12 protein-coding genes and 1 pseudogene are annotated in these 21,900 nt (G+C 49.4%); 9 read left to right on the top strand and 4 right to left on the bottom strand.

Features of this window, described 5'->3' with window-relative positions:
• Positions 1–127: 127 nt before the first annotated feature.
• The 3 genes and pseudogenes from HJG54_RS30775 to HJG54_RS30765 form a co-directional block, all read left to right on the top strand.
• Complete coding sequence (locus HJG54_RS30775; RefSeq protein WP_316436934.1) at positions 128–1,318, top strand: DUF4336 domain-containing protein; 1,191 nt, start codon at positions 128–130, stop codon at positions 1,316–1,318.
• A gap of 539 nt (positions 1,319–1,857) precedes the next feature.
• Positions 1,858–6,090, top strand: coding sequence for a BTAD domain-containing putative transcriptional regulator (locus HJG54_RS30770; RefSeq protein WP_316436933.1), 4,233 nt, complete (start codon positions 1,858–1,860; stop codon positions 6,088–6,090).
• A 115-nt stretch (positions 6,091–6,205) separates the two neighbouring features.
• Positions 6,206–6,280 (top strand): annotated as a pseudogene (locus HJG54_RS30765) (DUF5615 family PIN-like protein); the annotation flags it as partial.
• A 20-nt stretch (positions 6,281–6,300) separates the two neighbouring features.
• On the opposite strand, the gene HJG54_RS30760 reads toward HJG54_RS30765, so the two are convergent.
• From HJG54_RS30760 to HJG54_RS30745, 4 genes are all read right to left on the bottom strand, one after another.
• The gene (locus tag HJG54_RS30760; RefSeq protein WP_316437109.1) at positions 6,301–7,278 is read right to left on the bottom strand and encodes a hypothetical protein; all 978 of its coding nucleotides are present in this window, start codon (positions 7,276–7,278) and stop codon (positions 6,301–6,303) included.
• A 91-nt stretch (positions 7,279–7,369) separates the two neighbouring features.
• Positions 7,370–8,377 carry a hypothetical protein gene (locus HJG54_RS30755; RefSeq protein WP_316436932.1) on the bottom strand — a complete coding sequence of 336 codons (1,008 nt, stop codon included), beginning with the start codon at positions 8,375–8,377 and terminating at the stop codon, positions 7,370–7,372.
• A 30-nt stretch (positions 8,378–8,407) separates the two neighbouring features.
• A complete protein-coding gene (locus HJG54_RS30750) occupies positions 8,408–9,301 on the bottom strand; it encodes a lipase family protein (protein WP_316436931.1) in 894 nt (297 codons plus the stop codon).
• 96 nt (positions 9,302–9,397) lie between these two features.
• The gene (locus HJG54_RS30745; RefSeq protein WP_316436930.1) at positions 9,398–10,054 is read right to left on the bottom strand and encodes a DUF1906 domain-containing protein; all 657 of its coding nucleotides are present in this window, start codon (positions 10,052–10,054) and stop codon (positions 9,398–9,400) included.
• A gap of 549 nt (positions 10,055–10,603) precedes the next feature.
• Between HJG54_RS30745 and HJG54_RS30740 the strand changes: the two genes are divergently transcribed.
• The 6 genes from HJG54_RS30740 (at position 10,604) to HJG54_RS30715 (ending at position 21,558) form a co-directional block, all read left to right on the top strand.
• Positions 10,604–12,007, top strand: coding sequence for a hypothetical protein (locus HJG54_RS30740; RefSeq protein ID WP_316436929.1), 1,404 nt, complete (start codon positions 10,604–10,606; stop codon positions 12,005–12,007).
• Between the two features lie 109 nt (positions 12,008–12,116).
• On the top strand, positions 12,117–13,385 hold the full coding sequence (locus HJG54_RS30735; RefSeq protein ID WP_316436927.1) for a hypothetical protein: 1,269 nt from the start codon (positions 12,117–12,119) through the stop codon (positions 13,383–13,385).
• A gap of 120 nt (positions 13,386–13,505) precedes the next feature.
• Positions 13,506–14,840, top strand: a complete 1,335-nt coding sequence (locus HJG54_RS30730; RefSeq protein ID WP_316436926.1) for a hypothetical protein — start codon at positions 13,506–13,508, stop codon at positions 14,838–14,840.
• Between the two features lie 87 nt (positions 14,841–14,927).
• Positions 14,928–16,337 carry a hypothetical protein gene (locus HJG54_RS30725; protein ID WP_316436925.1) on the top strand — a complete coding sequence of 470 codons (1,410 nt, stop codon included), beginning with the start codon at positions 14,928–14,930 and terminating at the stop codon, positions 16,335–16,337.
• A gap of 186 nt (positions 16,338–16,523) precedes the next feature.
• Positions 16,524–17,318: a C39 family peptidase gene (locus HJG54_RS30720; protein ID WP_316436923.1), complete on the top strand. Its 795-nt coding sequence runs from the start codon at positions 16,524–16,526 to the stop codon at positions 17,316–17,318.
• A 292-nt stretch (positions 17,319–17,610) separates the two neighbouring features.
• Entirely contained in the window at positions 17,611–21,558 is a 3,948-nt protein-coding gene (locus tag HJG54_RS30715; protein WP_316436922.1) for a DUF6603 domain-containing protein, read from the top strand.
• Positions 21,559–21,900 lie beyond the last annotated feature (342 nt).

Below are 21,900 nucleotides of genomic sequence, written 5' to 3'. Positions count from 1 at the left end.
TTAGCCCTATGAGATTGGCCCTGCGAGATCAGCCCGGTGAGATCAGCCCTGCGCCCCTGTGAAATCGACCACAAGTATACGAAAATGAAAAGGATTGGGTGGTGCTTAAAGGAGCGATGTGACCGCGATGAAACTTGATGCTAAGGAATCAGCCTGGACGTTCTGGTTTACTCTGCCGCTCTATCCCTACAACAAGCGGCGGACACTCCGGACCGAAGTGGTTAAGGACACGATTTGGACCTTTGACCAGGTGCAGGGCATTCTCTACACGGTGGTGCCGATCCGGATGACTGTTGTCAAGCTGGCGGCAGGGGGGCTGCTTGTCTATGCGCCCGTGGCTCCCACCCGCGAGTGCATTCGGTTGCTCAATGAGTTGGTGGCGGTGCATGGTCCGGTGAAACATATTATTCTGCCCACCAGTTCGGGTCTGGAACACAAGATTTTTGTGGGGCCGTTTGCGCGACGGTTTCCGCAGGCGCAGGTCTGGGTGGCTCCGCATCAGTGGAGCTTTCCGCTGAATCTGCCGCTGAGTTGGCTGGGTTTTCCGCCCCAGCGGACTCGCGTGCTGCCGGAATATAGCATTCTGACCCCCTTTGCTGACGAGTTTGAATATGCCAGCCTGGATATCGATTTGGGACGAGGTACGTTTGCCGAAGTGGCGATGCTGCACCGTCGGTCACGCACCCTGCTGGTCACCGATGCAGTGGTGTCTGTCCCAGAAGAACCGCCGGTGATCGTTCAGCTCGATCCGTATCCCTTGTTGTTTCATGCTAGAGACAGTGCGACTGAGCCGATAGAAGATACTGAGGCCAATCGCCGCAAAGGATGGCAGCGGATCTCGCTGTTTGCCTTTTATTTTCGTCCTAGTGCCCTAGAGCCGGTCAGTCTGCCTCGCACCCTTCAAGGGGTATTCAAGGCTCCAGATCGCTCCAAAAAAGCTTATTTCGGCCTCTATCCGTTTGTGTGGCAGCCGGACTGGAAACAATCGTTTGAGGCGCTACGAGGCGAGGGGCGACTGTTTGTAGCTCCGATTTTGCAAACGCTGATCTTTCCGCAGGCTCCTCAGCAAACCCTGGCCTGGGCCGACCGAATCGCAAGCTGGGAATTTGAGCGAATCATTCCCTGCCATTTTGACGCACCCATTGCCGCTAGTCCGCATCAGTTTCGCCAAGCCTTCACGTTTCTGGAATCGCCGTCCGCAGTCAGTGCGGTTGATCCTGGATTCGTTCTGCCTGATCAGGATTTCCAGTTCATTCGAGAGCTGGAAGCTACTTTGATCAAACGCGGTATTGCGACTCCGCCCCCAAAAATCCGCTAAGCGTTGGCACATGACTATAAAAGCGCTATTCAAGCAGGAATTCGGTGGTTTCTACAATAGGCAGGCGGCTTGCGATCTGTTATACGCCAGCGCCTAGTAAGTTATTTTGCCCTGAATTGTGTTAATCAGGTGGATGAGAATATAAATGCTACTGGAGTGTCTACCGGAGTGCTTACTAGAGTGCCTACTAGAGTGAAAGCGTATAGTTAAAGTAAACTGCCTTGAGAATGAGAATCATTGAGCAAACACTATGGAGGAAACTCCTAGCAAAGGTTGCAACAAACTCCAGGGCTTGACGTTATCTTCCCTTCCTTTAAAGGATTAAACCACTAAACAGTGACATAAGCAGCTTAGTTGGAATTATCGAAAGCAATCCCTAGTTTGGAGCAAATGTTAAACTTTTTGTTTCATTTTCGCCAAATTATTAGTTCTGCATAGACACTAATATAGGGTGCTCCTATTTCAGAGCGACGGTTGATACAAATGACCTACCAATAAGCCTACTAATCAGCCTGTTGATGCAAGGAACACCTCGATAAATGAATACTTTAACACTAAAGCTGTTTGGCTCCCCTCAAATCAGTTTAGACGGACATTCGATTACTCACTTAATTAGTCGGAAAGCGCAGGCACTTCTGATTTATGTTGCTGTGACGGGCAAGCTGCACAGCCGCGAAGTGCTGGCAGATTTGTTTTGGCAAAATATGCCGTCTAACCAGTCGATGAAGAATTTACGCACTGTGCTGCCTGCATTGCGACAACTGGTAGGCTCGCATTTAATCATCACTCGACAAACTATTCTATTCAATCGGGAGTGTTCCTACTACTTAGATGTGGAAGCCGTTGCAGCCATTGAAGATTGCCCCAAAACTAATATTGACGTGCAGTTCCTAACCGAAGCAGTATCTCACTATCAGGGAGACTTTTTAGAAGGGTTTTATGTGCCCGATGCGCCAGAATTTGAGAATTGGGTGTTAATGAAACGAGAACGACTAAGGGAAATGGTGATCGAAGGCTTACATTATTTAGCTGAACATTACCTCAAACACCAAAACTATACCGAAGGTTTAGCTACAACCCGCAAATTGCTGATGCTTGATCCATCGCGTGAAACAGCGCACCAGCAGCAAATGCTGTTTCTAGCCCGCAGTGGGCAACGTCGCGCTGCCCTAGCTCAGTACAATACCTGTCGCCAAATTTTAGCCGTTGAATTTAATGTTGAGCCGATGGCAGAAACTACGGCGCTGTGTGAGCGAATTCGAGCCGGTGATCTGGACGGATCCGATCTGAGTGAGGTGGAATCAAGCAGTAACAATGATGAGAATTTAAGTCCCAACCTACTGGAAGCATCCCAAGATCCACTCTTCAAAAAACCGTCCAAACTCGAAAGCCGCCACAGGCATGGTAGCAACAAGAGTGGCAGCACCGATCCCAATTCTCTCCTGCTCGCTTCCCGTTCTCCGTTTTCTTACTCAGAATTGCCCTATCTGCCAATATGCTATTGCGACTGGGGTGAAGCCATTGACGTTTCTATCTTTTACGGTCGGGAAACAGAACTGTCCCTTTTGCAGAAATGGGTAATTCAAGATCACAATCGGTTAGTTCTGCTGCTAGGGATGGGTGGCATTGGTAAGACAGCCTTGGCTGTGAAGCTAGCTCAGACGATTCAAACGGAGTTTGAGTATGTGATTTGGCGATCCCTCCGCAATGCACCTCCTTTGGAATCACTGCTGGCTGACTTAGTTCCGTTTCTGTCGAATCAGCAGGATAGCAGAGCCGAAATTGGTCGCTTGGTCCACTGGCTGCGGACGCATCGCTGTTTGGTAATTCTTGATAACGCGGAAACCTTATTTCAGGAAGGCAGTTATGCCGGACAGTACCGTTCGGGCTTGGAGGTCTATGGTGAACTGTTCCGAGTGGTTGGAGAAGTCCAGCACCAGAGTTGCGTTCTGCTCACCAGTCGAGAAAAATTGGCTGAAGTAGCGGCTCTTGAAGGAGACCCCGCCGCACAGACGCTTGTGGTGACTGGCTCTCCCACAATGGCGCAAGCATTGCTGGAGACGAGGGGCTTGTTAGGGTCTCCCATCCAAAAGCAACAGTTAGCCCAACAGTATGGCTATAACCCGCTCGCGTTGAAAATTGTGACTAGCTCAATTCACGATATGTTCGAAGGCGATATTGAAAAATTTCTCAAGCAAGACGTGATTTTGTTCAACGGCATCCGGCGGCTGCTAGAGCACCAGTTTAAGCGGCTGTCGCCCCTAGAACAAAGCATTATGTACTGGTTGGCCATTAACCGCGAGTGGACAACTATTGCCGAACTGGCTGAAGATATTGTTGCTTCAGTGCCGCGAGTAAAATTGCTAGAGGCGCTGGAATCCTTAAGTTGGCGGAATTTGATCGAACGCCGTCAGGGCTACTACACCCAACAACCTATTGTGATGGAATATATTACCAGCACCTTAGTAGAAAAAGTCGGCAATGAGATAGTTGGTCAAAACATCAATTTGTTTGACAGCTATGGTCTGATCAAAGCGAACGTCAAGGAATACATTAGAGAAACACAAAAGCGGTTGATTTTGTCGGGCGTTGCCACTCAGTTACAGTCCCAATTGGCAACCTCAGAGCAAATTGAAGTGCGGTTGCAGAAAATCCTCAGGCTGTTGCAAAGCCGGTCTGTGTCACCAGTCTATGCAGCGGGTAATTTAATCAACCTCTGCTGCTATCTGCAAATTGATCTGACGGGCTATGACTTTTCGCAGCTCAGCCTTCGCCACGCTCAGTTACAGGGCCAGTGGCTGCAATTCGTCAATTTTCAAGACAGCCAGTTTGAAACCTCCTCATTTACCCAAGTTGTCAAAGCCTCGTTCGCGTTGGCCTTCAGCCCGGATGGTACCCTACTGGTGAGCGGAAACAACAGTGGTGATATTTTTGTGCGGCGAGTAGTCGATAATCACTTGCTTTTATCCTGGCAGGGGCACTCCAACACGATATGGACTTTGGTCTGGAGTCCGGATGGCGAAACTTTCGCAACGGCTGGTAACGATGGCATGATTCGGATCTGGGATGCCTACACCGGCGAATGCCTGCAGGCCATCCAGGGACCAAGCGTTGTCTGGTCGGTGGCCTGGAGTCCTGATGGTCAGATGCTGGCAAGCGTTGGCGCTGAAGCTGCCCTGCGGCTATGGGATGTGGATACAGGGGAATGCATCCAGATTTTCAGCACGCAAGATCATGGTAACAAAGCGGTTGTCTGGAGTCCGGATGGACAGTGGGTCGTGACGGGTGGTGATGATGGTGCGATCAAGTTTTGGCATTTCCAAACTGGAACCTGTGGGCAAACATTATTGGGTCATGGTCATGGCATTTGGGATTTGGCGTGGAATGACAGGGGCGATTATTCCCAATCCACCCATCCGCTGCGGTTGGCTAGCGCTAGTGCCGACCATACGATTCGGATCTGGGAACCCCACACAGGGCAATGCCTGCAAACATTGCAGGGCCACATCAATGCGGTTTTGCGAGTGGCCTGGAGTCCGGACGGTTGCACCCTGGCTAGCAGCAGCGACGACAGCACGGTGCGGCTCTGGGGTGGCCAGACAGGCCGGTGCCTCCGCATCTTGCAGGGGCATCAAAATACCGTTTGGTCATTGGCTTGGAGTCCGGTAGAACCGCTGATTGCTAGCGGCAGTTTCGATCACACCACACGGCTTTGGGATGCTCAGACAGGAGATTGCTTAAGCATCCTCCAGGGGTACAGTGCTTGTATCCGGGCGCTGGCTTGGCATGCCGATAATCAAACCCTGGTGACTGGCTCAGATGATCGCATCATTCGGTTATGGCATACCAGCACTGGCGAATGTTTGAAAAAGCTACGCGGGTCTGGCAACTGCATCTGGTCAATAGCCTGGAGTCCCGACGGTGAGCGGATTGTCAGCAGTGGTGATGACCAGACGATTCAGCTGTGGCATCCTCATACAGGGCAATACCTGAAAACGCTGGTGGGACACACCAACTGGGTTTGGTCAGTGGCCTGGAGTCCAGATGGTCAAACGATCATCAGCGGCAGTAATGATCAATCCATTCGGGTTTGGGATGGCAACACTGGACAATGTTTGCAGTGCTTCCAGAGTGATGCTTGGGTGACGGCAATTGCGCCTAGTCCCGATGGTAGGCTCGTGGCGAGTGGCGGCATGGATTGCGCCGTTTGGCTATATAACCTGAAAACAGGTGAACGTCTCATCTCATTGCAGGGCCATCATGGTTGGATCTGGTCGGTGGCTTGGAGTCCGGATGGCAAAATGCTGGCAACTGGCAGTGAAGACGGTACCACTCGGCTATGGGATGCACAAACCGGTGACTGTCTGCGTGTGCTTCACACCAGCTCGATGCGCATTTTTTCTGTGGCCTGGAGTCCGGATGGTCAGCAACTAGCCTGCGGTGGGGGCGATCCAGCGGTTCAGATCTGGGATGTTCATACCGGGCAATGTGTGCAGCGACTGGAGGGACATACTCATTCCCTCTGGACCGTGGCGTGGCAACCCGCAGGACATCTACTGGCGAGTGCGGGAGACGATGATACGATCCGAATTTGGCAGGTCAGTACCGGCCAGTGTTTGAATATTCTCAGAGCGGATCGACCCTACGAAGGTATGAACATTACGGGAACTACCGGTTTGACTAAGGCACAGAAAACTAGCTTGAAAGCATTGGGAGCAGTTGAGCAAATCAAGCAGACTAATGATACAGTCACTCTTGCTCGAGGCGCTTGAACGTTCTGATCCGCCAAAAGTGACGTCGTTCCTCTGCTGCAACATTTAACTCTGGAAGATAGGCTTGCCTGAGCTATGCGGCTGACCGAGAACGACAAACGCTAATGGTTCAAGCATGAAACTGCTGTTTGATCAAAACCTTTCACCACGATTGATCAATCGCCTTGCTGATTTGTATCCTGATTCTCAACATGTCTTTAAAGCAATCGTTCACCGTCGAGGTTGGCTATCTCTACCTAAAAATGTACCCAGCCGCCGCAACAACTGCAACCAAAAGCGAGATCCCATCGCGATGGCAATACTGGTAAGAGACCAGCCGCCAATGGTTCGCAAGCAGATTACTCCATCGAGTCGAGCAAACTGTTTGCGGCGATTCGAATCCTGCCATCCCACCGGAATCGTGGTGCTTTCCATCAAACCGGATAGTCGCTCTGTACATTGCGGTGAATTGAGGCTAGCTTTACAGCCCTGAATCTGGGTAGCGTTCTGTGTCGTGATGGCTCGCATGGCCGTGTTCTCGCTAATGCGTCGAATAATATACAGCGAATCCACATTCATGGCAACGGTCAGCCCTAAACTAACGAAAAAGACAACCAGCTGGTAATGGTGCTTGTAGATGGGTGACATCTCTGCCATCGCGTGACCATACCAGCGGGCAATCTCGTGTTTCAAGCGAACCATTTGCCGTTGGGGATCGGGTTCCCAGGTTTCTACCTGACGAATCAGCCTGGTTAGATTAGCCCGCAGGGATGGGGATAGAGTAGAAGACTCTTCCACAATTGTTTGAATTGACTGTAGCTGAGTGCTGGAATGGTCTATTGTGTACTGTTGAATTCTGCTTGAACTAGATTGAGACAGATTTTGTAAAACCTCCAATAATGTTTCTGAAAATAGTAAAGGAGGCACATCGGTTAGCATCATGGCTCGGTTACGATAACGGGCTGATTGTATAACCGAAATAATGCGTGGAGTCAGCAAGATTCTACTTGTGATCGTGTCTTTGAACTGTTCTGGATCGCCGATCAGGGATGATTCGCCCAGCAGGATCATCAGGCAACGTCTGAAATACTTCTGCTTCCATTTCAGAGCCGTAATGGTGTATTGTGTCAGTTCAGAGGCCAGCAGACTTAGGCTGGTGTAAATCAGGGATAGCCCAATCACAATATCCAACAGGGGAAGGTTCTCCACAGATCGCTCCAGAATTGAGACGGATTTGGATCAGAATGGCTAGAATCTCCCTGATTCGTGATTATACTGATTGATTTGATTTAAGAGTTGTTTAAGACGAACGCTGCTCCTCGACATTATCCGGTTTTTCTCCGGTTTCTCGTACATGAATGAGCTGGTCGAGAATCTGGAACCAGAAGCGAGATCCCATCGAAATAGCAATGCCGGTCAGTAACCACCCGAGTCCTGCCTTCAGGCTATACATCGGATTGAGCTGGGGAAACTGCTGTTGGAAATTCACCGGGTGCCAGCCAATCGGAATGGTAGTTGTATCCAGCAGGTCGGCCATTTTTTCCATACACTGGGATGAACTGAGGTCATTCTCGCATCCTTCGATTTGAATTGCATTTTGAATAATCACCGTGCGCGTGGCTGTATTCTCACTGATGCGCCTGAGCATATACAGCGAATCCGCATTAATCAGAACTGCCAGGAGGAACCCAATCAGGACCGTAAAGACTTTGACATTGCGCCGATAGGTGCCAGAGAGCCGGTCCATCGAATGGTCATACCACAGGGCGATCTCATGCCGGAACTGCTCCATCTGCTGTTGGCTTGACTGGATTTGTGCTTGGGTGCGTCTCGCCAAGAGAGTGAGGTTCTTTTTTAAGCGAGCAGGGAGTTGGTCCGAGTGCTCGACCTTCGCTATGAGTCGAGTCAGGTCATTTACGGATTGATTCACACCCTGTTGGAGTTGAGCCTGATCCTGTTCGACTTCCGGTAGGGCCTGCAACACTTCGAGCAGGGCATCGGCAAACACCTCAGCCGGCAAGTAAGAGGGACCCACTGCCCGCCTGCGCCGTCTGAAGGGCTGAGTCATGGAGCTAATCAAAGAACTCGCATACAGTCTGCCGGTAATTGTGTTTTTGAACTGAGCTGGATCTCGCCTCAGAGCTGAGGATTCTCCCAACAGAGTCATGATGCCCTGCTGTAGATGATTAGCTCGCCACCGCAACACGGTCGTGATGAATTCGGTTAACTCGGAAGTTAATAGACTCAAGAAGGTGTAGATCAGGATCAACCCAATCGCAATATCCAACAGCGGAAAATTACTCAACATTTGGTTTCACCCCTACCATTCAAAAAATGGTTATCCACAAACTCCCGATGTGCAGACACCGCTCATGTAACCACCACAGCTAGCCGAGTGCGCCGCCACAATCGCCTCAAACTGGCCTTCTACAATCGCACCGATGAGCCGCGCTAAGCGTTCCAGATGAAGTTCTGGAGAGTCTCCTACAACCATGTGCTGATGCCACTCGATAAACTGAAGCATCCCCACCGGACTGTAGTTCCAGGTTTCCATCCCCTTAAAGAATTGACCGAGTTCCGGCAGGTGCGCGATGGCTTGGATAAAGGTCGAGTCCGGTACGATGTGAGGCACAATGTCATTGCCAAACTCATAGCGGATGTGATTGGGAATTTCGAGTTGGTAGTGGCTGGCAAAGGTGGCATCCCCGGGATGGGGTGAGGCATAGGTATAGATGGCCGTAGGCACAATGCCTGCCTGCAGCTTGAGCCGCAGAGCCGCCAAACTAGACAACGCTCCGCCTTTGCTGTGTCCAGTGATATAGAGGGGTAGGGGGGGTGGACCTGCTTGCATTTGCTGTTTAACTTCCTGCACCAGCGGTTCCCACAGAGCCGATAGCGCCTGCCAGAAGCCGTCGTGCACTTTGCCAGGCATACCGGCTGCTGCCACGGGTTCATCGGTCAGATCGCTAATCCAGTCGAGCATACTTTCCTGGTTGTGAATATCAGGTGGAATAGTACCGCGAAAGGCAAGGATGACGCCTTGGTCGGTAGTGCCGACTAAACAAGCGTCAATATCATCCTCTCCGGCAGCAAACGCAACGGGTGGTTTGAGAAACCCAACGGCGCTGTAGTAAGGGTCTTGAGGAGTGAGCTTGCCGGTTGGATTGATTCCGTAGGCGGCGACGCTAGCGCACAGCGAACGACACGCTAGGGTAAGAGCGGTTGAGAGCATAGGAGTTGGTGGGGTGAGGGGTGAGGGGGTAGGGGGTAGGGGGTAGGGGGAGGGGGGTGGGGAGGGGGGGGGTGGGGAGGTTGTGGTTGAAGGTGTTTATGTTTGCTGAATCAGCCATTGGATTTGGCTGTGTTCTGTGTCGGTTTGGGTGATGTTTTTGTCGATGCCAACGCCATGGACTGTGCCGCCGTCGGATTGGATCATTTGATAGCCTCGCACGGCGACATTGGGGACGATGCTGAGGGAATGCCAGTAGTGCTGAAATTTGAGTGCACTGTAGAGCTGTTGGCTATCGAGAATTGAGTTGGCTCCCACATAGAGACCGGGCAGGTAGCCTGTTTGGGCAACGGCATCGTACCAACTGTTGCAGTAGGCAATCACATTTTGGGCGGTAGCGCTGGAGCTGATGCCTTCGAGGTCGAGCCAAACATTGACTTTGGGGGGAAAGCCGACCTGAATGGCGTTATTGGCTGCTGTTTGGCCGGTCTGAGTTCCCAGGGTGGCATCGGGTAGCCAGCCGGCATAGCGGACATGTTGCACCGGCATCAGGGCTAAGCCAGCATCGAGGATGGCCTGGGCTTCATCGTGGTCTAAATCGTAGCTGCTTTCGCTGCCCAGAGAAACGTACCGTAGGCAAAAATCATAGCCGCTTTGGCGAAATAATTTAGCAGTCGCCAAGTCTAGTTTGGTATCGGTATCGAAGCCCACCCGACCTGACGGTGCACTTTGCACTACTCCAATTAAGGTAGACATTTTAAATTCCTTGCGAGTTTTAGTAATGGTTGCCAGGTTAGTTACTGGATGGCACCCAAAGCATCCTCTGAGTTAACCAACCAGGGTAACGGCGATGATCATTGACTATCTTCTAGCTGCCTCTGAATAGATGGGCACCCATTTGAAACGTTAAAACTGATCCTGTCAAACTCTAGGCATTTTCCAACTTTTAATTTATGCCTAGCCTGTTCCGAGTCATCAAAATTCTCTTGGAAGGCAACTCAATAATTGATAGATAGACTCTTACTGAACTTTATCATCTATTCTTAAATCCTGTACGCCTTCCAGAAATTTTTACATTTTTTTTGCAAACTCATATTTCACCTCGCTTTCGTCGGGTTCTCAGATTTTTACCTAGCCATTAATAATTTTTTCGGCAATTAGCGTTTGTTTGGCGTTTGTTTGGCGTTTGTTTGGCGTTTGTTTGGCGTTTGTCTTCTATAACTAAAACCAGGTTGCATCAGATTGTCAAAGTAAGAACTGCACCCAACCTTCTTTCTAAAAGTAATAACTTGGAGAACTAATCTGATGGTATCCACTCAAAATTCTGCGTTTCAAACTGTTTATGCCCAAGCCTGTGTCAATAGGCTCAGCGTTGATCCCTATTTCAAGCAAGCATGGAGAATTGCACTTGACCAAGCCAAGCAACTACCTCAATCAGAGCGTGCTGCATCCATGAATGCTTTTTTAGCCAGCCAAGGCTACGACACAACGATTGAACTGGTACAACAGGCATTTGATCAAGCGATTGATCCAGCAGACATGCCCAACGGTAGTGCTATGATGTTTGCGATTCAACTATTGACAGATGTAGATTTGTTTTGTGGCTGGGTTAATGCCTGTAGCCAAACTGTGCGGGCAGACAGTAGCCTTGATCTAGCGCCAATCGAAAATTTCCTAGCTCAAAATGGAGTTGAAGCGTCTACAGCCCAAGTGGTGAATGCAGTAGGTGCAGTTATTAACGGTAGGTCTGGACAAACCGCTAATACAGAACCTCCAAAGCTGATGGCTGTGCAAGCCAAAGCAGCGGCAGCCACTACCGATCCCAACTCCCTTGCTGGAATTACTCCCTGGGTCGGTGCCTATGGTAATACGACGATCTCGAAAGAAGGAACTTCAGAAGTCACTGGTCCAGCCCTGATTGTTACTGCTAACTATGTCTCAATTGGTCGGCATCGGCTGATTCAACCCCAGTTTGATGCAACAACCGCTACACTAACCTGGACACATGAGAGCAGCGGCATCACTAATGACACAGCAGGTTCAATCACTTTTTCAAACCGTAGTCAAACCACTCCTGGTGATAACTACACGGGCAATGAATTTAGTGGAACTTTGACGCTGCCTGACTCATCAACCTATCCTGTTAAGGGTACAGTAGATTTCTTTGGACGCATTACTGCCACTCCATCCAGCGATCCGCCGATTATACCAAATGCTGATTATGATCTGTTGACCAAGTTCGTTGGCCCACTGATCACAGGTCTTGTTGCTACTGTTGGCATGATTGTCCTTGTTGCCAAGATGGTTAGGGAATTCCCTAAACTTAAACTGGAGATAGACAAGCTGAAACTGGAAGCTGAAAAACTCAGTAAAGAACTGGGTAAGACTAAGAGTAAAGCTGAAGATATCGAAAAAGATTGGGTGAAAGTAAAAAGCCAAGCAAGCTCAGATAATCCTATCGTAAAGAAAATGGTAGATAACTTTGAAGATGGAGTTCAAATTTTTGACAACTATGGATCATTCGGGCAAACTATCAGCCTGAGAAAACAGATTCAAGAAACTCAGGATCCATTAATCAAAAAAAAGCTAGAGAAAGATTTTGATGAGTCAAAGAGCTTGCTGATCAACGAAACAGAAGAAAAGATGGATAAGGATAAATCAGAAGAGAAAACTAAGGTTAATAATCTTTTCGATGATGATGATGAGTAATCGATAAAAACTTCACTCCAGTCGGATATGGTGATTTGTACATTCTTACAACTCTTCCTCAAACTATTTGACTAAGCTAAACAAATCGTTTCAACTCATTGAGACTATTATGGGCAATAATCTGCGAACGAATTTGACAACTGATGAGCCAACAGAAGAGCAAATGGGATGGGCCTATGTTTTTCTAGATGATTTGAAGACTAATAAGGCTCTGAATGCAGATTGGCAGACTCATTTGACCAATGCTAGCGATCCCAAATATGGCATTTCAGACAAAGTCAATTATCTGGACAACTTCCTGGCTGATAATGGGTATAACACAACGGCAGAAGCTGTATTGTCTCTTCTCAAAACTCCTTGGTGGAACGACTATATCGCTTCGCGCAAACCCAATGATCAGTCCGATCGCTTTGTTCAAGATCTGCTTCAAGATAGCCACCTTTATAGAGAATGGGCGCAGATCATCCAGCAATCTGCTACAGGTGGCAATCTGGACAAGGCTGACCAGTTCTTAAAGCAAAATGGTTACGACTGCACTGCGATTCAGGTAAACGCTTCGTTCTTAAAGATGCGTGACAAAAACCTAAACTTTTGGACTGGAACCTATGGTCAAACTATTGTCCAACCCACTAGCGGTGGTGATGCCCAACCTGGTCCGGCTGTGATTGTATATGGAGATAGCACCGTCAGCGTTGGTCCTGAGAAATTGTTTGCGTTCAAATATAGTCAAGGAACCTTAACCTGGACGACTGATGGCGGCGGGGGGCTTGAAACCAACTCAACTTCTGGCTCGATTACCTTCAGTCAAATCAATCGCCCTAAGAGCGAGGATTCCTATGTTGGCTGTACCTTTTCAGGAACCATTACCTATCCTGAAGGCACAAACAAGAACTTTAGTGGTATCTATACCTTTAATGGCAAGATAGGTGATCCACCGCCCAATCAAAGAGGCAATGTTAATCATCCTCCCAGTGTTGACACAAACACTGTTGACCAACTTGCCAAAACATTAGGTCCCTATATCCAGATTGGTTTTGCCATATCGCTGCTATTTGGAGCTGGTGGTGCTCTATTCAAAGGGGGTAAATGGCTCAAGGACAAATTCAGTTCAGAGGTCAAGGAAAAGGTTGATGATGCGGTTGAAACGACTAAACAGGAATTGTCTGAAGTGCCCCCGGACGAGTTCAACAACCAGAGTACAACCGCGAAGCAGCTTACTGAGGAGATGAATAACACATCTGATCCGGAGAAGCAAAAGGAGATTGAAGAAGAAATCGATCAGGAAAACGAAGCGGATGAAAAAAGCTTTGAAGACGAAGAAACTGATTTGACTGGAGAGGGTGAAACCGCTAATACACTTGATGAGGCGCTTGAGTAGCAGACTATCTTCTCTAGCATCTCACCCTTAGAACTGGTTCGCTCTCAATCTGGTATTAATCTTGCATCTTCTATAGGAATAATGTGGGAGATGCAAGATATATTCAACGGGGATAATTCTATGACAGTATCCTTCAGTTCAACTGTGCCGTCTTCTCAAGACGCTGGTTTTCAAGCTAATGCAGTCCTGTTCATCACAGACCTCAAGTCGAACTCATTTTTGAGCGATCAGTGGAGCACGCTTTTGGTCAAAATGAATGATGCCGTGCAACAAGCCAAGCAAGCTGGTGAGTCCTCTGATCAGATTCAAAAGGTCTATCAGCAAGCTCTTCAAGCTGCCGATAATTTCCTCGCTAATAATGGATACAACACTACAGCGGCTGTTGTGCTAAACATGCTGAAGTCTCCTTTTTATCAGGAGTACTTGCAAGATACTGCCCCAAATGATGCCTCTGATCGGTTTGTGCAAACCCTATTAACCAGCACGACCATTTATAAGGCATGGCAGGGCTTGCTCAAAAATGTGGTCCAAGGACAAGCCACAACCCCACAACTGGACGCATTCTTACATCAACATGGCTTTCAATGTAGCTATCTACAAGTGAATGCATCATTTGTGAAAATGCGTAATCACAACATGAATTACTGGGCTGGTAGTTATACCGATACAGTCCTGACCGATGCAGATGGAAAAACCCAAAAAGGTCCACTGGTTGTGATATACGGCAACTACAAGTTCAGTCTGGATCACGACATGCCCGACCGCCATATGAACAAGTTGCAATATGACAACAGTGTTCTGACATGGCAAGCCGATATGTTAGTAAAGTATGCTGGAAAATTGACATTCAGCGAAATTACGTTAGCCACTGCCCAAGATGCTTACACAGGTCCGTTCTTCTCGGGTACGCTTACCTATGCTGAAGATGATCCGATTAACAACCGCAAGCAGGGAGATGTTTTACAAATTACTGGTCGGTTGCACGAATTATCTTCGGATGATATTAGTCACCGTCTGCCTGCGAATGAAGATCCATCATTACTCAGCCAAATTTTGAAGTGGATAAACTATGCTTTGCTTGGCATGTTTATTCTCAAGATGCTAGTGTCAATCGGTAAAAAGTACACTTCCTTTAAAGACTTTGAAGCCGACAGCGATGAAGCTTTTGGCGATAAACTATCAGATGCTTCAAGCCGCGCTGAGCAGGGTGCAAAGGACATTGAAGAAATTGGTGAATCTCCATTTCGGCAATTGGACTTCAAAGGCAGTGACATGCTCAAAGATCTGGAATACAAAAAGAGCATCGCTCCAGTTGAAGAGCAAGCAGCACTAGAGCAGCAAATTGCAGAACAACAAACCAGTGAAAATGACTTTGATCAACAGCCAGAGCAAGAAGCCGATCCTGAAGGAGAAGGTTGGGCTTCTGATTTAGAGGATGTGATCAGTGCTCTCTAACTTGAACTGTGAGCATGTATTGGGTCTCTACACCTCGGTATTGCGAAATTAACTATGTCAACTACAACATTTTGAGGACAGAAAATCATGGGACAAGAAGCTAATGATCAGACGAAGTTCTGGCAGGCCGTGACTCAAGCGATTGCGAGTCAGACAGGAACCGATCCAGGAAATATCATGATGGTTTCTAAAGGGATTACCTGTAACTTTGATGCCGCTACTAATGATGCCAATGGTCAAATAGTTGATCTAGGGAACACCATTCCTCCCTGGTCCTTGACCTGGAATGGCATTACCAACAATAACTTTTTTGGCATGTATCAGAGCTGGCTGGATGAGATCTCGCTTCCCCCCCAACCCGGTACCAGTACGACTGACCTGGATGCGATCCGGCAGAAAATCGTCAACTATCAGAACGCCACACAACAACTTGTAAAGGAGGAGTATAAGAATTACATCAGTAACTATTGTGTCAATGCCAGTGCTGACGGGATGACCTGCACAACTTGGATTCCAGGTTATAGTGAAAAAACCTTCCAAACTTATCTGCAAACCTATTTACAGAGCACTGATTATCAAGAGAAGGTGGCAAACCTGAATGAAATCTATGGAGACGACCTGGCAGGCTTGCAGGAACAGTATGATGCGCTAGCAGAGAAAGTCTACGGCCCAGATTATCGAGAACTTGCTGAAGCTAAATCGGCGGTGCAAAAGGCTGATCCCAGAAACCCAAACAATCGTTTCCCCAACAAAAAGGCTCAAAATCAATATCAAATTCAGGTGGATGAAGATGGTGCAGTGATTTGGCAGCCCCGTTATACCTTGCAACAGGGCGAGACGGTCGCTGATTTCAAGTCATGGCTGTCAACAGCGCAAACGGCTGCTAATAATGGCAATGATCCAGAAGTTACTGTAGAACTGAGTAACTCCACGCAAACTAATAATAGTTCTAGCTGGCAGTTTTCATTCAATGCCACTATTCCGATTGAAGATGTCTTTATGGTGGGTGTTCAGGGGAGCGGTTCTCAAAGCAAGGTGGATATGTCTAAGTATGACTTCAAGGCCACAGTCACATATCAGTCCATTAAAAATATTTCCTTAGGACCAGCCAGCACTTGGTATGACTCGTCAATGATTGAAAAGTACAAAAATTATGCTGGTTTTGATAAGTCAAGCCCTTTTGTAGATACGAGTGGAAAGCCCAGGGTATGGGGACCACAAGGTATCTTCAATGTTCGCATTGCTAGTGTTATTGTTGCTTATCAACCCTGGATCAAAATGGAGTTTTCCAACTGGTCAGATACGGAAACTCATACTACCTGGAGTGAAAAAGTAGATGTCAGCATTTTGAACATTATCCATCTTGGTTCAGAATCTGCTTCTGGTAAATCCGATCAGGTTCAGTATACTTCCACTGATACTGGGTTTGAGCTGAAGGACAATTCGGGTAAACCGCAAATTATTGCTCTGGTGTTAGAAACCCTTAATTATCCCTAACAATCAATCGCTTAAATTACCCTGATTGGGTTTTGACGCAATGCTCACAATCCTCTGGTATTGCGTCGAAACACTTCTTCTCATCACTCTACTGAAGGCATTATCTAGCCTGATCAGTAGATTTTTCATGTGCCCGAAACGTTAGCCAAAGCTAGATTTAGACCTTCCATAATCAGGTTTTTGATCATGACCTACACGCTAAAAATCGATCGTGATACTTGGCTGAAACTGTCTACTGCTCAAAGCTCAGCCCTAGCCAATGACCAAAAGCAAGTCATTTCAGCCGGAACTTTATTGCCCATCTCTAGCTATGAAATTGTCGGCGATCATCTCAAGGTTTCCCTGGGAACGGACGCTCAGGGCCAGCAGTTGTCCTATCAAGGGCACAACACTTGGTACGTCTTTAGACCGGATGTAGAAATTCTGCAAGATGGTAAGCCTCTGAATCTAACCCCTAGTTCGGTTAACTTGCCAATTCCGCACTATGACTATTACGACCAGAATGACAACCAGGAAGCACCCGGAGGTTCCTGCAATGTCACGGCGCTAGCGATGGATTTGGCCTATCTGGGGGTGCCTCAACGTCATCCTGCTATGCGCTATCCCGATGAATTAGATGCCTACTGCGATCAGCATGGATTAGATCGACACTCGCCGCTCGATTTAGCCAAAGTTGTGGAAGCCTACGGCTGTAAAGATGATTTTAGCTACAACAGCAATTGGGATGTGATTAAAACCTGGTTGGCCAGCGGACTGCCGGTTGTGGTGCATACGCAGTTGACCCGATCAGGCCATGTGATTTTACTACGCGGATACGATCAAACGGGGGTTTGGGTGAATGACCCGAATGGAGTTTGGACACCGGATGGCTATGATGAAAGCAAAAGTGGTGAAAACCTGCACTATTCTTGGGATCTGATGTATCAAACGGTTTCCAGTGACAATCAACTTTGGGCACATCACATTTGGAAAGGACAATAGAGAAACGACGCCATCTTAATGGTGAACTATTCTATTGAGTTGCCAAGTTGATCAGCCCATTGGCGATAATTTGGCGATTTATTGGCGTTCGATTGGCGTTTGTATTCTATATCTGAACTGGTATCACAAGTAGTCCACGAGATTTTCATGTCGGATTCAGTTCCGCTTCAAGCAGAGTTCCTTAAACCGTCAATTGATTTCTCTCCCTCAGAAGTGCCTATTTGCAGTGTATTGAGTGCTGTCTACTATCGTTGTGCAATCAAAATTATGACCGGTTTATTTGGAGATTACTATGCTTAATTTGCTGCCGATTGAGACTCAGGATATTCATCCCGTTGTGCTGCAACTGGGTATTATTATTGGCGTAATTCAGCAAAATCAAACTAATTATTTCTTCGATCTCGATTGGTTTCAGAATCCGGCTCCTGCTCTGAAAAATATTCCCAACGAACGCACGAACCTGTTGACGTTGCTGCGTGAGCTGCTAGGCAGTCCGATTCCCAATCCGCCTCCTGATGGCTGCGCTTGGTATGCCATCACGCAACAGGGCAAACCCACCCCCTGCTATGTTGTGCTACCAAAGGACGACAGCGGTACCAGCTCCACCATTGGGATCGGCCTCCTATATCCCTACGCAGACGGGAATGTTACGGTAACGCCTCGGTTGTATATGCCGTTGTTGGCTCTGCCGATCTCAGGCAATCCCGTGATTACCGGACAAACAAACAACTCGGTTGCTTACCCGATTGAAATTGGCTTGGATCTCAAGAATACCCAGGCCCACTTCACGAGCGGCAGTGTTTCGTTTGACGGCTTGGAGCTGCTCGGCAAAGTCCTGTTTGCGGGCACCGGCTCCTCGTTTCAGCTCAGCTTCCTGGATGTGCAGCCGCCCGGCACCGGTCCTTTCACAACGATCCAAGAACTGCTGAATAGCCTCCCCGGTCTGGGTTTGCCCAAAGACTGGATCAATGTGGTTCTGGCATCCCAGGACGTGATCAATTTCCTGAATCAGAAGATTGGTACCTCCAACGAAACTCCAGGAACACTGCTGGTGGATATGGGGTTACTGCAAGCATCGGGTCAGGCATCGGGTCAGCCTTACGTGCTGGGCGACCTCGCGAAGTTTCTCAACCAATCGCCCCAGACCCTGTTGGAGAACTTCTTCTTTACGGTTTTAAGCCAGCTTTCTAGCAATACCAATCCGCTGATTCCCCTCTCGGGTCAGGGCAACGGCATCTATGTCGTGGGTGAGGCGGAGGGGGGTGGAGCGACCGACTACGGATTGCGCCTGCAAATTAGCGATATTGACCTGACGTCCAGTGCGCAAACTGACAATTCGCAGAATAGCAAATCCAATTCGTTCCAAGCGGATGAGCCAACCAATGCCAGTTCGCCGCAGTTGAAATTGCAGCTCGGGCAGTGGCTGCCGGGAGAAACCACCCCCAGCACTTCCTGGCTGAATCGGGCGGCACCGAGCCTAACCACGCCCAGTCCGGGGCTAGCGCTGTATCTGGTGCAGGCCGACAGCAGCAACACTCCCTCGTTTCACCCCAAGCTGGAGTTGGTCAGTCTGGGACTCACCGTTCAGGGCAGCAAGGATACGCCACTAGTCAATACCAAGGGGGTCACCCTGGCGGGAATCGATCCCCGTATGTATGTCTCGATTGATTTCGAACATCCGACTCCCGTTTCCTGGGGTGTAGCGCTGCGTTGTGATGATTTGGGGCTGCCCCTAGGATCGGGGCTGAATGCCTCTTCTAGTAACAATCCGGTAGCTCAAAATCTACTCGATGCCGACGAAGAATTTAAGGGATTTGAGAATACTTCAGGGCACGCTGCTGGATATGCTACTGGACATACTGCTGCCGCGTCCCATGCCTTAGGAGACGAAGAGGCTCAGAATCAAGATAATCAGGCAGTCAATCCCAGCTTTTCCCTGGCGGCTGCCTACAGCACGACGATGAATGTGCAGCTTTACGACAGCGACGGTACGGCGGCAGATATAGTTTGGATCCCGATACAGCGAGCTTTTGGACCCTTGCACTGTCAGAAGATCGGCGTTGGCTGGCAGAACGCCAGTAAATTGCTGTCGTTCCTCTACTACGGCGGTGTGTCCCTAGCGGCATTAGACATTGAGCTGGAGGGCCTGTCGGTGGCGATTCCGGTGACCACGCCAGCCAACCTCAGCAACTACCAGTTTGATCTGAGCGGGTTGGATATTACCCTGAACGCGGACCCAGTCGAGATCAGCGGTGGGCTGCAAGAAACCCGCGATGCTCAAAACAATCTGATCTACAACGGCGAGGCGGTGATCAAAGCCGGCGAGTTTTCCATCTCGGCGCTGGGGTCCTACACGACGTTGAATGGCGAGTTGAATGGCGAGTTGAATGGCGATCCGTCGCTATTCATCTTTGCCTTTCTCACCGATCCCTTGGGTGGACCGCCTCCCTGCTTTGTCACCGGCATCTGCGGCGGTTTTGGCTACAATCGCAGCCTAATCTTGCCGGCTATCGATCAGATCCAAACGTTCCCGTTTGTGGCGGGACTCACTGACTCAAGGCAGGTGGGCGGCACGAATGCCACGCCCGCGACTGCGTTAGCAGCAATTGCCATCTCGGTGCCGCCCACGCGCGGCGAAGATTGGCTAGCAGTGGGGCTGCAATTCACCTCCTTTGAGCTGATTCAGTCGCACGCGCTGCTGGTGGTGGAGTTTGGCAAAGAGCTGGAGATCGCCTTGCTCGGCCTCTCCACCATTAAGCTCCCGGCGGAAGGTCCGGAAACCTTTGCCTACGCTGAGCTGGAACTAGAGGTGGTGCTGAAGCCAGCCGAAGGGGAATTCTCGGCAATTGCGGTGCTAACGCCCAACTCCTACGTGCTCGATCCCAGCTGCCACCTCACCGGCGGCTTTGCCTTTTGCCTCTGGTTTGGCTCGAATCAGCACGCAGGCGATTTTGTCTTGTCGATTGGCGGCTACCACCCGCAGTTTAATCTGGCGGCGTATTCCTGGTATCCGACGCTGCCACGCTTGGGCTTCAACTGGGCAATCGATAGTTCGCTGACGATTTCTGGCGAAGCCTATTTTGCCCTGACTCCCTCCTGCGTCATGGGTGGCGGGCGGCTGCAAGCGCTCTACCAGGATGGTGGACTGCAAGCCTGGTTTATTGCCCATGCCGACTTTTTGATGTTCTGGAAACCCTTCTCCTACACGGCATCCGTGGGCATCGACATTGGTGTCGCCTATACGTTCACGTTCTTTGGCACCCACACAATCAAGCTAGAAATTGGTGCCGATCTGAATCTCTGGGGACCGCCGACCGGCGGCACTGTGCATGTAACGCTGTGGATTGTCTCCTTCACGATTCCCTTTGGTCCGCCACAAACGCCACCCCCAAACATTGGCTGGACCGAGTTCCAAGCCCTATTGCCCCATAGCAACGCTCCCCAGGTTTCCCCAACGGCGCTTGGGGGAGATCAGGTTGTTGTGGATCTGGCGGTTTGTCATATTCGGGCAGCCAATGGGCTATTCAAGCAAACCGAGTCCGGACTCTGGTGTATTCGGGCCGATGAGTTCCAGTTTTCAGTGGAAACGGCGATTCCTCTGACTGGCATGACCTTAGTGGGTCCCAACAACCAGGACACCTCGATTACACCCACTACCAGCTACACGGTCGGGATTCGCCCGATGGGAATTGCCAGCGTTACCTCCACAGCCCAGGTGCAGATCACCAATTCGCAAGGTGCCTACCAGGATCTAAACCAGAACTGGCAGTGGGTGCTCAGCCAGCGGGCTGTTCCCGAAGCCATGTGGGGAGCACCGCTCGGCCCCAACCAAGCGCCTACTCCTGAGGCCACGCTGCTGCCGAATCGCTTGGTCGGGTTGAGCCAAATACAACTGAAGCCGGGTGCTCCTTCGACCCCGATCCCGGTCGCTGCTGCCCAAGTCTTCGCTTACATGATCATTGGTGAAACCGCCGATGGCATCCCCGTTTACCTGCCGCTCGCAGCCACCGCTCCCGCCATCAACCAGCCTGCCGCAACCGATAATCAAGTGCTAACGCTGATCGGCCAGACTCTCACCAGCATCGCCGTACAAGCTAAACGCACTAGTTTATTCAATGCACTTGTATCTTTAGGGGTGAATGCCGGAGTGGATGGTGATTTGAGCGATGTGCAGAAAGCCGTCGGACTGAATTACCAGGCACTGCCTCAGGTTGGTAGCCCCGATGGCATCGCTACCTGATCAATGCGTGTGGCTTGCCCTCACCCTCACCCTCGCCCTCGCCCTGAAAGCTACTGTGTATACACAAGTGATCAAATCTAACCGAATCACTGGCGAACCGCCCCAGCCCTCGAAGTTGGGGGAGCCTAACCCTTCAAAGTCCCGCAGAATTGGGGGATTTAGGGGGCACAAAAGACTTAAACGAAGTCAGACCCGACTTGTGTGTACACAATAGCTTCCTGAAAGAGAGGGAATCAGAATTCCAGCTTTCTTCTTCCCAGGGAAGAGGGAAGGATGAGGGGTGATTTTCCACTGTATTCAGTATCTGTTCATCGCTTTATCATTCGTCTTGCTTCATTTGTA

Origin of the sequence: Leptolyngbya sp. NK1-12 (assembly GCF_032598965.1) — a bacterium.
Taxonomy (GTDB): domain Bacteria; phylum Cyanobacteriota; class Cyanobacteriia; order Elainellales; family Elainellaceae; genus Elainella.
This window is presented reverse-complemented; position numbering and strand designations above follow the sequence as displayed.